Here is a 13,184-nt window from a genome sequence, read left to right as displayed (position 1 = left end):
CGGTGCCGCGCCGCACCCCGCACCGGCCCCCAGCCCCGGCGGACGGCCCGATAGAATCGGCGCATGGACAACACCCACCGCTGGGACGGCCTCATCCTCGACGCGAACCTCGCCACGCTGCAGGGCGAGGCCGGCTATGGCGCCATCGCCGATGCCGCGCTGGGCTGGAAGGACGGACGCATCGTCTTCGCCGGAGTGCAGGCCGACCTTCCCGGTGCGCCGGAGACGCTGGCCACGCAGGTCACCCACGCACATGGCCGCTGGGTCACCCCCGGGCTCATCGACTGCCACACCCATCTGGTGTTCGGCGGCGACCGCGCCGGCGAGTTCGAGCAGCGCCTGCAGGGCGCCAGTTACGAGGAGATCGCCCGCGCCGGCGGCGGCATCGTCTCGACCGTGCGCGCCACCCGCGCCGCCGGTGCCGAGGCGCTGCTGGCGCAGTCGCTGCCCCGTGCCCGCGCCCTGCTGGCCGACGGCGCGACCACGGTCGAGATCAAGTCCGGCTACGGCCTGGACCTGGACAGCGAACGGCGCATGCTGCAGGTCGCGCGCCGCATCGGCGAGACCCTGGGCCTGGAAGTGCGCACCACCTTCCTCGGCGCGCACGCGCTGCCGCCGGAGTTTGCCGGGCGGCCCGACGCCTATATCGAGGCGGTCTGCGCCTGGCTGCCGCAACTGCACGCCGAAGGCCTGGTCGACGCGGTCGACGCCTTCTGCGAGAAGATCGGCTTCGACGCCGCGCAGACCCGGCGCGTGTTCGAGGCCGCGCGCGCGCTCGGCCTGCCGGTGAAACTGCACGCCGACCAGCTCGGCGACGGCGACGGCGCGGCGCTGGTGGCGGAGTTCGGCGGCCTGTCGGCCGACCATGTCGAATACACCTCGCCTGCCGGCGTGGAGGCGATGGCGCGCGCCGGCACCGTCGCGGTGCTGCTGCCTGGCGCCTTCCACGTGCTGCGCGAGACCCGGCTGCCGCCGCTGGACGGATTCCGCCGCCATGGCGTGCCGATGGCGGTGGCCACCGACTGCAATCCCGGCACTTCGCCGCTGCAGTCGCTGCGCCTGGCCATGTCGCTGGCCTGCACCCACTTCCGCCTGACCCCGGAGGAGGCGCTGCGCGGGGCCACCGTGCATGCGGCCCGCGCCCTCGGCCTGGACGACCGCGGCCGCCTGCAGCCGGGCCTGCGCGCCGACTTCGTGCTGTGGGACATCGGCCAGCCGGCGGAACTGGCCTACTGGCTCGGCGGCAACCTGCGCCTGGCCAGCTGGATCGGCGGCCGCCCGGTCCGGGCCTGAGCGGCGCCCAAAGAAAACGCGGCGCCAGGCGCCGCGTTCTCCGCTACACCGTGTGGTGGGGCTGGGATCAGCCGGCCTTCGCCACGGTCTTCTTGGCCACGGCCTTCTTCGCGGCCGGCTTGGCCACGGTCTTCTTCGCAGCCGGCGCGGCAGCGCCCGCGGCGGCACGGGTACCGCCATGGCGGCGCGCGTTGCCGTAGCTGGCGTTGTAGCGCTTGCCCTTGGCGGTCTTGCGGTCACCCTTGCCCATTGTTCAACTCCTTGATTCGCATGAAGTCCTGGCCGCGCGGCGCACGGCAGGCCGGCAAGCCTAGCATGCAGCCCTCAGTGGGCGCAGCTGGCGTCGTGGACGTGGCCGTGGTTGAGCCGCAGGTTGAGCAGGTGCGCCACGCCGACCAGGGTGCCGCCGAGTGCCATCACCAGCGCGTGCGGCAGCGTCGACTCGTGCAGGGGCGCGTACACCAGGCCCGCCCACAGCGCCGCCAGCCCGGGAACAAGCAGCCCGAGCGCACGCAGGGAACGGTGCCGGCGGTAGCTCCAGCCCAGGCTGGACGCACCCAGCAGGGTGACGAACACCACCAGCGCCAACTCCACGCTGCGATCGAACCACAGGCCCAGCCCCAGCGCCGGCACCGCGGCCAGCAGCAGCGGCGTGAGCGCGCAGTGGACCGCGCACAGCAGCGAGCCGGTGGCGCCGAGGCGGTCGAGGAGGTCCTTGTGGCGATCGAACGACAAGACGCGGGTCCTGGGGGGTGTTGCCTGATTTGGATACATTATAACATTCCGCACCGGTTGTCATTGCCCTCCATTCGTGGACTCCATGCTTTACACCCCTCTGCATCACCTCCGCCCCACCCCCCTTTCCACCGCCCTGATCCTCGTCCTGGCCGCCCTTCCCGGCGTCGCCGGGGCCCACGAGCCGGTCGACCTGGATGCGGTGCAGGTCACCGCCTCGCCGCTGGCCGGCGATGCCGAATCCCTCGCCCGCCCGGTCGAGGTCCTGCGCGGGGACGCGCTGGACCGGGCCAAGGCCGGCACCCTCGGCGAAACCGTGGCCGGGCTGCCCGGCGTGCAGACCAGCTACTTCGGCCCCGGCGTCGGCCGCCCGATCCTGCGCGGCCTCGACGGCCCGCGCGTGCAGGTCCTGGCCGGCGGCCTCGGGGTGATGGACGCCTCCACGGTCAGCGCCGACCACGCCACCAGCGTCGAACCGTTCCTGGCCGACCAGATCGAAGTGCTGAAGGGCCCGGCCACCCTGTTGTTCGGCAGTGGCGCGATCGGCGGCGCGGTCAACGTCGCCAACGGCCGCATCGCGCTGGCCCTGCCGGAAACTCCGCTCAGCGGCCGCGCCGAACTGCGCGGCAACACCGTCAACAACGAGCGCAGCGGCATGTTCCGGTTCGACGGCGTCAACGGGAACTGGGTCCTGCACGTGGACGGCCTCCTGCGCGATACCGGCGACTACGACATTCCCGGGTACGCCGCGGCGCATCCGGGCGACCACGACGGCGAGGAACGGGTGCGAGGCACCCTGCCCAACAGCGAACTGCAGACCCGCGCCGGGGCCGTCGGCGCGACCTGGTTCGGCAGCGCCGGCTACTTCGGCCTGGCGGCCAGCACCTGGCGCAGCGACTACGGCATCCCCGCCGGCGCGCACGTGCATGGCGACGACGATCACGATCCGCACGGCCACGACGACCACGATGACGACGACGGCCACGCCGCGCACGGCGCCGGGGCGGTACGCATCGACATGGTCCAGGACCGCGTCGAGCTGAAGGCCGGCGTCTACGACCCCCTGCCGTTCCTGCAGAGCCTGGAGCTGCATGGCAGCTACAGCGACTACGCGCACGCCGAGCTGGAGGACGGCGTGGTCGGCACGCGCTTCGCCAGAGAAGGCTACGAGGCGCGGATCGAGGCGGTGCAGCAGACGCTCGCCGGCTGGGATGGCGTGTTCGGTCTGCAGCTGGGACAGACGGATTTCTCGGCCGTGGGCGAGGAAGCCTTCGTCCCCGGCACCGTCACCGGCAACCACGGCCTGTTCGTGTTGCAGGAGAAGGCCTTCGGCCCGGTGAAGCTGGAGCTGGGTGCGCGCCACGACCGCGTGCGGCTGGATCCGGACGGCGCCCGCCCCACGCGCCATTTCCACACCACCAGCGTGTCCGCCGCGGCGATCTGGAAGCTCGACGAAAGGGTCGACCTGCGCTTCGGCGTGGACCGCTCCGAGCGCGCGCCGAGCCAGGAGGAGCTGTACGCCGGCGGCCTGCACGTGGCCACCGCCTCGATCGAGATCGGCGACGCGAGCATGGACACCGAGCGCGCGCTGCGCGGCGAGATCGGCCTGCACGCGCACAACGAGCGCGTGGACCTGAAGCTGTCGGTGTACCGCAACGGCTTCAGCGACTTCATCTACCTGGCCGACACCGGCATCGAGGAACACGGCACGCCGGTGCGGCTGTGGACCCAGGCTGACGCCCTGTTCACCGGCGCCGAGGCCGAGGCCGTCCTGCACCTGGCCGATGGCGGCAGCGGCGCCTGGGACCTGCGCCTGTTCGCCGACCGCGTCCATGGCCGCCTCGACGGCCGCGGCACGCGCACGGTCGCGTTCGAGGTGCCCCACGGCGACCACGGCCACGCCTACGAGGCCGAGCTGGACAACGGCGGCCACCTGCCGCGGATCGCGCCGGCGCGCGTCGGCGCGGGCCTTTCCTGGGAACTGGGCGGCTGGCGTGCGTCGCTGGGTGCGGTCCGGTACCACGCACAGCGCGACGTCGCCCGCCACGAGGAGCCGAGCCCGGCGTATACCCTGGTCGACGCGCACCTGGCCTACCGCTGGGACCGCGACGGCGGCCGCGCCTGGGAACTGTTCCTGGACGGCAGCAACCTCGGCGACCGCGAGGCGCGTCCGCATACCTCGCTGCTGCGCGAGTACGCGCCGCTGCCGGGGCGGGCGCTGGCGTTCGGTATCCGCGCCTGGTTCTGAGGGCGTGGCCACGGTCGGCGCCCGGTGCGCCGGCCGGACCGGGGCGCGCATACGTGCATATGCACGTATAGTGAAGGCCCGCACCTCCCCTGGCCCGGCCGATGAGCGAACGCGCGTCCTCGCCCTGCACCTGCTTCCTGCTGCGCCGCGCGGCGCGGCAGGTTTCCCAGGTCTATGACCATGCCCTCGCCGGGGCCGGCCTGGGCGTCAACCAGTACTCGCTGCTGCGCCATGCGCGCGCGCCGCTGGCGCTGGGTGAACTGGCCGCGCGCCTGGGCATGGACCGCACCACCCTCAACCGCAACCTGCAGCCACTGCTGCGCGATGGCCTGGTCGAGGACGCGCGCGGCGAGGATCCGCGCCAGCGGCTGGTCCGGCTCACCGATGCCGGCCGCGCACGCCTCGCCCAGGCCCGGCCGCTGTGGCGCAAGGCCCAGCAGCGCGTCGACGCCTTGCTCGGCGAACGGGGCCGCGACCGCCTCCACGCCAGCCTCGACGCGCTCCATGCGGCGCTGGCGCAGGAGCGGCAGGCATGAACGCGGCCGGCGGCCGCGGCACCACCGGCTTGGTCGTTGCCGCTGGCGTGATCCTGATGTTGACCATGGGCGCGCGGCAGACCACCGGCCTGTTCGTCGCGCCGATCCACCTCGATACCGGCATCGGCATCGCCACCATCAGCCTGGCGCTGGCGATCGGCCAGTTCGTGTGGGGCGCGGTACAGCCGGTGTTCGGCGCCATCGCCGACCGCCATGGCCCCGAACCGGTGCTCGTCGCCGGCGGCCTGCTGCTCGCCGCCGGCCTGGCGCTGGTGCCGTTCCTGCCTTCGGGGCCGGGCCTGATGCTGACCCTGGGCCTGATGACCGCTGCCGGCGCCGGCGCCGGCAGCTTCTCGATCCTGATCGGCGCCACCGCCGGGCGCCTGCCGCCGGAAAAGCGTTCGTCGGCGGCAGGCATCATCAACGCCGGCGGCTCGCTGGGCCAGTTCGTGTTCGCGCCGCTGCTGCAGCTGGTGATCGGCGCGGCCGGCTGGACCGTGGCGATGCTCGGCATGGCCGCCACCTCGCTGCTGACCTTGCCGCTGGCGCGCTGCTTCCGCCGCCGCGAAGGCCAGGCGCCGGTCGCGCATGAAGGCTTCGAGGACCGCGGCCTGCGCCACCAGCTGGGCGTGGCCCTGCGCGACCGCAGCTACTGGCTGCTGCACCTGGGCTTCTTCACCTGCGGCGTGCACGTGGCCTTCCTGGTCACCCACCTGCCCGGCGAGGTCGCACTGTGCGGACTGCCGGCCAGCGTCTCGGCGGTGTCCATCGCGCTGATCGGCCTGTTCAACATCGCCGGCAGCCTGGCCGCCGGCAAGCTGGGCGAACGCTTCCGGATGAAGTGGCTCCTGGCGGCGATGTACGCCAGCCGCGCCGTGCTGATCGCGCTGTTCCTGCTGGCGCCGCCGAGCGCGTGGACGTTCTACCTGTTCGCCGCGGGCCTTGGCTTCACCTGGCTGGCAACGGTGCCGCCGACCGCGGGCCTGGTCGGCAAGCTGTTCGGGCCGCGCTACCTGGGCACGCTGTTCGGCCTGACCCTGCTCTCGCACCAGGTCGGCGGCTTCTTCGGCGCGTGGCTGGGCGGCATGGCGCTGGAAACCACCGGCAGCTACCAGTGGATGTGGTACGCGGACATGGCGCTGGCGCTGGTGGCCGCGGCGGCCAACGTACCGATCCGGGAGCGGCGGCTGGCGGCCGCGGCGGCATAAGCCCGCGCCGCGTCAGTCGGGCGGGTTCCGGCTCAGCCCGCGCAACGCGCGCAGAGGCCGTGCACCTCCAGGGTCTGCGCCTGCGGCTGGAAGCCCAGCGCCTTGGCCCGTGCATCGAGCTGGGCCACCACTTCGCGGTCCTCCAGCTCGACCGCGTTATGGCAGCGGTCGCAGATCAGGAACGGCACCGAGTGCTGCGCGCTGTCCGGGTGGTGGCAGGCGACGAAGGCGTTCACCGAGGCCAGCTTGTGCACGAAGCCGTTGGCCATCAGGAAATCCAGCGCGCGGTACACGGTCGGCGGTGCGTCCGCGCCTGCGCCCTTGCTCTCGCGCACCTTCTCCAGCAGGTCGTAGGCCTTCACCGGCTTGCCGGCGTCGGCGATCAGGCGCAGCACGTTGGCGCGGATCGGGGTCAGCCGCAGGCCACGCTCGCCGCATGCGCGTTCCACCGCCGAGACGAACGCATCGGCGCTGTCGACGTGGTGGTGCGGGTCGGTGCAGGCGTGCGGCTTGCCCATGGCGTCTCCGGAATCAGCCCTTCGGAACCTTGGTGAGGGCCGCATCGATGCGCTTCAAGGCCTCGTCGCGGCCGGCCAGGTAGACCGTCCAGGAAATGTCCGGGCTGACCTGGGTGCCGGTGATGGCCACGCGCAGCGGCTGGGCGACCTTGCCCATGCCCAGTTCCAGCGTGGCGGCGGTGTCGTGCAGGGCCTGGCCGACGGCCTCGACGGTCCATTCCGGCAGCGCGGCCAGCAGCTCGCGGGCCCTGGCCAGCGGCGCATCGGCCCCGGCCTTCAGGTGCTTGGCGACGGCGGCTTCGTCGTAGGTGTCCAGCGGCGTGTACCATACCACCGACTTCTCGGCCATTTCCTTCAGCGTCTGCACGCGTTCGCGCAGGGCCACGACCACCTCTTCCGGCTTCGGGCCCTTCGCCAGGTCCAGGCCCAGCTTTTCCAGCTGGTAGACCAGCTGCGGCGCGATCGCGGCCGGGTCGGTGGTCTTGAGGAAGTGCTGGTTGACCCAGCCCAGCTTGGCCATGTCCAGTCGCGAGGCCTTGGAGTTGCAGTCGCGCACGTCGAACAGCTCGACCAGCTCCTGGCGGCTGAAGATCTCCTGGTCGCCATGCGACCAGCCCAGGCGCGCCAGGTAGCACAGCAGCGCGTCGGGCAGGTAGCCCATGTCCCTGTACTGCATCACGTCGGCCGCACCGGTGCGCTTGGACAGCTTGGCGCCGGCCTCGTCCAGGATCATCGGGATGTGGGCGAACCTCGGCACCGGCGCGCCGATGGCGTGGTACAGGTTGATCTGGCGCGGGGTGTTGTTGATGTGGTCGTCGCCGCGGATGACCTCGGTGATGCCCATGTCCCAGTCGTCCACCACCACCGCGAAGTTGTAGGTGGGGTAGCCGTCCGGGCGGAAGATCACCATGTCGTCCAGCTCGCTGTTGGCGATCTCGATGCGGCCCTTGATCAGGTCGTCGAACACCACCACGCCATCGAGCGGGTTCTTGAAGCGGATCACCCGGTTCGGGTCGTCGCGGTACGGCAGCCCCAGCTCGCGCGCGGCGCCGTTGTAGCGCGGTTTCTCCTGCCGGGCCATCGCGGCCTCGCGCATGGCCTCGAGCTCTTCCTTCGTCTCGTAGGCGTAGTAGGCCTTGCCCTGGGCGACCAGCTGTTCGGCCACCTCGCGGTAGCGGTCGATCCGATGGGTCTGGTAGATCGGGCCCTCGTCGTAGTCCAGGCCCAGCCAGTCCATGGCCTCGAGGATGGCGTCGATCGCCGCCTGGGTGCTGCGCTCGCGGTCGGTGTCCTCGATGCGCAGGATGAACTTGCCGCCGTGGTGGCGGGCCTCCAGCCAGCAGTACAGCGCGGTGCGGGCGCCACCGATGTGCAGGTAGCCGGTGGGACTGGGGGCGAAGCGGGTGCGGCAGGTCATGGAGGCGGGGGGAGCGATGGAATCCGGGGATTTTACCCCGCCGCGCCCATCCCCCGGCGGAACGCCGCCCGCCCCGCGCAGACGGCCGCGGACCCCGATACCATGGCCCGTCCATGGCACCCCGGGGGAGCAAGGCCATGTCGGACCGGTACCTGCAAGCGAAGTCCATCGCGATGGAAGCCATGGAGCTGCCCGCCGAATCGCGGCAGGCCTGGCTGGAACAGCGCTGCGCAGGCGACCCGGGGCTGCGCACCGAGGTCGACTGGCTGCTCGAGGTCCTGCGCGCCGACATGACCGAGGTGATGGTGCCGCGCTGGGCCGCCGGGGACGCCCCGACCGAACCGCTGGCGCAGGACACCACCATCGGCGCCGCGCAGCCGGGCCGCTACCGGATCCTGCGCATGCCCGGCGAAGGCGGCATGGGCCGGGTCTCCCTGGCCGAACGCGGCGAAGGCGACCTGCGCCAGTAGGTCGCGCTGAAGATGCTGGCCGGCACCGGCCCGCAGGCCGGACGCACCGCGGCGCGGATGGCCGACGAATGCCGCGCATCCTTGCCAACCTGCAGCACCCGAACATCGCCCACTTCATCGATGGCGGTCTCAGCGCCGACGGCCAGCCCTTCCTGGCGATGGAGTACGTGGAAGGCGAACGCATCGACCGCTGGTGCGAAACCCGCCGGCTGCCGCTGAACGCCCGCATCCGCCTGTTCCTCAAGGTCTGCGCCGCGGTCGAGCATGCCCACCAGCGCCTGGTGATCCACCGCGACCTCAAGCCGGCCAACATCCTGGTGCGCGCCGACGGCGAGCCGAAGCTGCTGGATTTCGGCATCGCCCGGCTCGCCACCGGCGATGCCCACACCGCCGACCCCACGGCCACCGCGCACCGCGCCCTGACCCTGGCCTACGCCAGCCCCGAGCACGTCGAGGGCCGGCCGCTGTCGACCGCGGCCGACGTGTGGTCGCTGGGCGTGGTGCTGTACGAACTGGTGGCCGGCGTGCGCCCCCACCACGGCGTCGAAGCGGGCCACCTGCTGCCCGGCGCGATCGTCTCCGGCGAGATCCGCCCGCCCAGCGCCAGCGCGCGCCATGCGCCTTCGCCGGATGCCGGCGTGGGCCGCATCCCCGCCGACGTGGATGCGATCGTGTTGAAGGCGCTGCGCCGCGATCCGGGCGACCGCTATCCCTCGGTCGCGGCCCTGGCCGACGAACTGCGCCGCTTCCTCGACTCGCGCCCGGTGTCGGCCCGCCGCGGCCAGCACCTGTACCGCCTGCGCCGCTTCGCCTGGCGGCACCGCTGGCGGGTCGGCGCCGCGTGCAGGAACTGCGCAACGAGGACCTGCTCGGCGAAGTCCCCGCGGCGCGGATCATCGAAGTGCTGCGCGAGCTCGACGGCCGCCTGCAGCCGCTGGCGACCACCCAGTCGATGGGCCGGGTCCGGATCACCGCGCTGGAAGCGCTGGCCTCGGCGCTGAACCGCGCCGAGCGCGTGGACGAGGCGCTGGCCGTGCAGCGCGAGGTGGTGGCGCTGATGGAGGTCCACTACGCCTCGCAGCCGGCCACGCGGCTGCTGGCCCGGTCCAACCTCGGCGCGATGCTGCTGTCGGACAACGCCGCGGCGGAAGGCGTGGCCCTGCTCGAGGAAGTCGACCACGACTACGTGCGCCTGGTCGGCGAGGCCACGGTGCAGCGCGCGGTGGTGCTCAACCAGCTCGGTATCGGCTACGAGCTGCTGGGCGACAAGGCCCGCCACCTGGAGACGCTGCTGCTGGCGACGCAGGTGGCGCGCGAGGCCGGCGGGCCGGAGAACCGCTTCTACCTGCAGATCGCGGTCACCACCGCGCAGGCGCTCACCGGTGCCGGCCGCCACGACGAATCGGCGCGGCTGCTGCGCGACGTCCTGCCGGCGCTGGAAGCGCGCGCGGCGCCCGGGATCGACGCGGTCAACTACGCCTATGCCCTCGGCGCGCTGGGCTTCGCCATGCTCGAAGCCGGCGGCGACCGGCGCGAGGCGATCGCCGTCCTGGTCCGCGCCGAGCAGGCCGTGCTGCCGCATGCGCGCGACTTCATGGTCGTGTACGACAACGCCATGCGCCACCTGGCCCGCGCGTTGCGTGAGTCCGGCGGCAGCACGGGCATGCGCCGGGTACTCGAACGCTACCAGGCCCTGCTCGACGCCGAAGGCATCCCCGACGACTCGCCGTGGCGGCGGTCGCTGCAGCGGATGCGCGAACAGGCCGTGGCCGGATGAATCCCCGGCGCGCGCCGCGCCGCCGTCCTACAATCGCCGCATGACCACGCTGTTCGTCTCCGACCTGCACCTGGACCCGGCCCGGCCGGCGATCACCACCCTGTTCCTGGACTTCCTGCGCGAGGAGGCCATGCGCGCCGACGCGCTGTACATCCTCGGCGACCTGTTCGAGGCCTGGGTGGGCGACGACGATCCGTCCGAAGCCGGCGCGGAGGTGGCGCACGGCCTGCGCGCGGTGGCCGATGCCGGCATGCCGGTGTATTTCATGCGCGGCAACCGCGATTTCCTCGTCGGCCAGGCCTACGCGCGCCGCGCCGGCATGCGCATCCTCCCGGATCCGGCGGTGGTGTCGCTGTACGGGGAACCGGTCCTGCTGATGCACGGCGACCTGCTGTGCACCGACGACACCGCCTACCAGGCGTTCCGCGCGCAGACCCGCGACCCGGGCTGGCAGCAGCGTTTCCTCGACCAGCCGCTGCAGGCGCGCCTGGCCTTCGCCAACCAGGCACGACAGGCAAGCATGGCCCGGCAGAAGCAGATGCTCGCTGGCGACCGCGGCACGTTCGAGACGGTGACCGACGTGAACCCGGCGGCGGTGGCAGCCACCCTCGCCCGCTTCGGCGTGGCCACGCTCATCCACGGCCACACCCACAGGCCGGCGATCCATGCGCTGCGGGCCGGCGGCCGCGAGTGCCGGCGCGTCGTGCTCGGCGACTGGTACGAACAGGGTTCGGTGCTGCGCGTGGATGCCTCCGGAATGCAGCTGGACCGGCTGTAGCCGTTCGTGCCGCGCCGGCGCGGCACGCGCGAGGGCCTCCGCCGGAGACCGCGCCTGTGCGTCGCGCCATGCCGACGGGAATGCCGTCGCCTGCCCTGGCTTCGCCGTCGTCCCCGCCGTCCCGGACTGCCCGCCTTGCGGTTCCGCAGCAGCGAGCCAGTCCATCCGCTGCCCCAGGTTCGCGGGCCAGTCCGCGCCCGCACCCCGGTTGCCAGCGCGCGCAGGCGGCCCCCAAGCTGGAATCGTGGGCGGCGTGGACGGGCCTCCACGCGGTCCCGGCACGACAGGAGGGGGAATGACCGGCTTGGCGCAGCCCGACGGACGGCAATCCCCGACGGCCCGGCCCCTGCTTGACCTGCGCAACCACCTCTACCTGCTGGTCGCCTCGGCGCCGCTGCCGATGCTGGGCATCGTCCTGCTCACGCTGTGGCAGTCAGGCACCCGGCTGCGCGAGGACTCGCGCCGCCACCTCGCCGAAACCGCCGCGCTGCTGGCCCACGCGGTGGACCGCAGCATCGGCGACCACATCGGCAGCCTGGGCATGCTGCACGACGCCACCGCGGGCGACGCCGCTGGCGCCACCAGCCTGTGGCGGCAGAGCAAGGCCTCCGGGCTGGATGCCCGGGTGATCGCCGCCGGCGAAGCCGACGCGACCCTGTCGCCGCTGATCGAGGCCGCGCGCGCCAGCGGCCGGGCGCAGGTCTCGCGGCTGTTCTTCGGCGGCGACGACCCGCACGCGCCGCTGGTGGCCATCGCCGTTCCCGGCACCACGCCCGGAGCGCCGGGCCTGGCCGTGGTGCTGCGCTCCAACCGCCTGATCGACGCGGTGGCCATCGCCGCCACCGACCAGCACCTGCTGGTGGCCGTGGCCGATCCGGAAGGCCGCATCGCCGCGCGCTCGCGCAGCCCCGAACGTTACCTCGGGCAGCCGGTCCCGGACTGGCCCAACCTCACCTCGCTGGGCACCCGCAGCGGCGTGTTCGAGGCCACCTCCAAGGAAGGCCAGGAAGTGGTGTTCGCGTTCCGGATGCTGGACGCTGCGCCCGGCTGGGCGCTGGTGGTGGGCGAGCCGCTGGAGGCGTTCCAGGCGCGCTGGCAGGGGCCACTGGTGGGCATCGTGCTGGGCGCGCTGCTCGCCGGCACCATGGGCCTGCTGGCCTGCCACGTCCTGGCCAACCGTATCCTGCGCCCGGTGCGCGGCCTGGCGGCCCGGCGCGCGCGCCTGATCGTCGACGGCCAGGATGCGGGGCCTGCGCTGGAATCCGATACGCCGCCGACGATCCGCGAACTGGCCACCCTGCAGGAAGGCATTGCCGCCGCCGAGGTCGCGCTGCGCCGGCGCGCCGACGACGCCCGCGCCCTCGCCGCCAGCCTGGACCGCAGCCAGCGCATCTACCGCACGGTCGCCGAGGCCGGCGCGCTGGTCTTCTGGCAGGCGCGCCCGGACGGCACCATCAGCACCGGCACCGGCTGGCCCGAACTGACCGGCCAGCCGGAACCGGCCGCGCTGGGCCGCGGCTGGCTGCGCGCCGTGCACCCGGAGGACCTGCCCGCACGCAACCGTTCCTGGAGCGCGGTGATCCACGGACCGGAACCCTTCGACATCGAGTTCCGGGTGCGCGACGCCCGCGGGCAGTGGCGCTGGGTCCGCGCCCGCGGCGACCGCCTGCCGGCCGGCGACGGCGGCGGCTGGGTCGGCGTGCTGGAAGACGTCGACGCGCGCCACCAGGCGCAGGCGCACATCGTCTACCTGGCCCAGCACGACCCGCTCATCGGCCTGGCCAACCGCGGCGTGCTGAAGGAACGCCTGGCCGCCGCGGTCGAGGCGGGACGCGAGGGCCGCCAGTGCGCGCTGCTGTGTCTGGATCTGGACCGCTTCAAGGAAGTGAACGACACCCTGGGCCATCCGTTCGGCGACGCCCTGCTGCGCACCGTGGCCGTGCGCCTGCGCAAGGCGGTGCGCGACGGCGACCTGGTGGCGCGCATGGGCGGCGACGAATTCGCCGTGCTGTTGGAAGCGCCGGTCGCCGCGGAGGAAGTGGCGAAGCTGGCGCAACGCCTGGTCGAGACCGTGCAGGCGCCCTACGACCTGGACGGGCACCGCGTGGTGGTCGGCACCAGCGTCGGCATCGCCCTGACCGGCGAGGACGCCGGCACCGCCGAGCGCCTGCTGCAGAACGCCGACCTGGCGCTGTACCAGTCAA

The 13,184-nt window shown here is 72.9% G+C and carries 12 protein-coding genes and 1 pseudogene; 9 read left to right on the top strand and 4 right to left on the bottom strand.

The window, feature by feature from the left end:
• Positions 1-63 precede the first annotated feature (63 nt).
• Positions 64-1,293 carry an imidazolonepropionase gene (hutI, locus tag PSEJ35_RS0110915; RefSeq protein WP_028917823.1) on the top strand — a complete coding sequence of 410 codons (1,230 nt, stop codon included), beginning with the start codon at positions 64-66 and terminating at the stop codon, positions 1,291-1,293.
• 67 nt (positions 1,294-1,360) lie between these two features.
• Here the strand turns inward: hutI and PSEJ35_RS0110910 are convergent, their stop codons facing one another.
• Together PSEJ35_RS0110910 and PSEJ35_RS0110905 are read right to left on the bottom strand one after the other, a co-directional pair.
• Complete coding sequence (locus PSEJ35_RS0110910) at positions 1,361-1,543, bottom strand: 30S ribosomal protein THX (RefSeq protein WP_028917822.1); 183 nt, start codon at positions 1,541-1,543, stop codon at positions 1,361-1,363.
• Between the two features lie 74 nt (positions 1,544-1,617).
• On the bottom strand, positions 1,618-2,067 hold the full coding sequence (locus PSEJ35_RS0110905) for a MerC domain-containing protein (protein WP_051412652.1): 450 nt from the start codon (positions 2,065-2,067) through the stop codon (positions 1,618-1,620).
• 46 nt (positions 2,068-2,113) lie between these two features.
• Here PSEJ35_RS0110905 and PSEJ35_RS0110900 point away from each other — a divergent pair, with 46 nt between their 5' ends.
• The 3 genes from PSEJ35_RS0110900 (at position 2,114) to PSEJ35_RS0110890 (ending at position 6,020) form a co-directional block, all read left to right on the top strand.
• Positions 2,114-4,276 carry a TonB-dependent receptor gene (locus PSEJ35_RS0110900; RefSeq protein ID WP_037083101.1) on the top strand — a complete coding sequence of 721 codons (2,163 nt, stop codon included), beginning with the start codon at positions 2,114-2,116 and terminating at the stop codon, positions 4,274-4,276.
• Positions 4,277-4,377: 101 nt separating this feature from the next.
• Positions 4,378-4,812, top strand: a complete 435-nt coding sequence (locus tag PSEJ35_RS0110895) for a MarR family winged helix-turn-helix transcriptional regulator (RefSeq protein WP_028917819.1) — start codon at positions 4,378-4,380, stop codon at positions 4,810-4,812.
• A complete protein-coding gene (locus PSEJ35_RS0110890) occupies positions 4,809-6,020 on the top strand; it encodes an MFS transporter (RefSeq protein ID WP_028917818.1) in 1,212 nt (403 codons plus the stop codon). The genes PSEJ35_RS0110895 and PSEJ35_RS0110890 overlap by 4 nt, the downstream gene beginning before the upstream one ends.
• A 32-nt stretch (positions 6,021-6,052) precedes the next feature.
• Here PSEJ35_RS0110890 and PSEJ35_RS0110885 read toward each other — a convergent pair whose 3' ends face one another.
• The gene (locus tag PSEJ35_RS0110885; protein ID WP_028917817.1) at positions 6,053-6,538 is read right to left on the bottom strand and encodes a transcriptional repressor; all 486 of its coding nucleotides are present in this window, start codon (positions 6,536-6,538) and stop codon (positions 6,053-6,055) included.
• Positions 6,539-6,551: 13 nt separating this feature from the next.
• The gene (gltX, locus tag PSEJ35_RS0110880; RefSeq protein WP_028917816.1) at positions 6,552-7,955 is read right to left on the bottom strand and encodes a glutamate--tRNA ligase; all 1,404 of its coding nucleotides are present in this window, start codon (positions 7,953-7,955) and stop codon (positions 6,552-6,554) included.
• Between the two features lie 137 nt (positions 7,956-8,092).
• Between gltX and PSEJ35_RS17495 the strand changes: the two genes are divergently transcribed.
• From PSEJ35_RS17495 to PSEJ35_RS17850, 5 genes and pseudogenes are all read left to right on the top strand, one after another.
• Positions 8,093-8,425, top strand: a complete 333-nt coding sequence (locus PSEJ35_RS17495) for a hypothetical protein (RefSeq protein ID WP_028917815.1) — start codon at positions 8,093-8,095, stop codon at positions 8,423-8,425.
• Positions 8,426-8,493: 68 nt separating this feature from the next.
• Positions 8,494-9,426 (top strand): serine/threonine-protein kinase, encoded by a 933-nt coding sequence (locus PSEJ35_RS17490; protein ID WP_028917814.1) that lies wholly within the window; start codon positions 8,494-8,496, stop codon positions 9,424-9,426.
• Complete coding sequence (locus PSEJ35_RS17485; protein ID WP_028917813.1) at positions 9,327-10,202, top strand: hypothetical protein; 876 nt, start codon at positions 9,327-9,329, stop codon at positions 10,200-10,202. Before PSEJ35_RS17490 ends, PSEJ35_RS17485 begins: the two co-directional genes overlap by 100 nt.
• 40 nt (positions 10,203-10,242) lie before the next feature.
• The gene (gene lpxH / locus PSEJ35_RS0110860; protein ID WP_028917812.1) at positions 10,243-10,980 is read left to right on the top strand and encodes a UDP-2,3-diacylglucosamine diphosphatase; all 738 of its coding nucleotides are present in this window, start codon (positions 10,243-10,245) and stop codon (positions 10,978-10,980) included.
• Positions 10,868-13,177: pseudogene (locus tag PSEJ35_RS17850) on the top strand (diguanylate cyclase); the annotation flags it as partial. The gene lpxH and the pseudogene PSEJ35_RS17850, both read left to right, overlap by 113 nt.
• Between the last annotated feature and the right edge of the window lie 7 nt (positions 13,178-13,184).

The sequence above is a fragment of the Pseudoxanthomonas sp. J35 genome (assembly GCF_000513995.1).
In the GTDB taxonomy this organism is placed as follows: domain Bacteria; phylum Pseudomonadota; class Gammaproteobacteria; order Xanthomonadales; family Xanthomonadaceae; genus Pseudoxanthomonas.
This window is presented reverse-complemented; position numbering and strand designations above follow the sequence as displayed.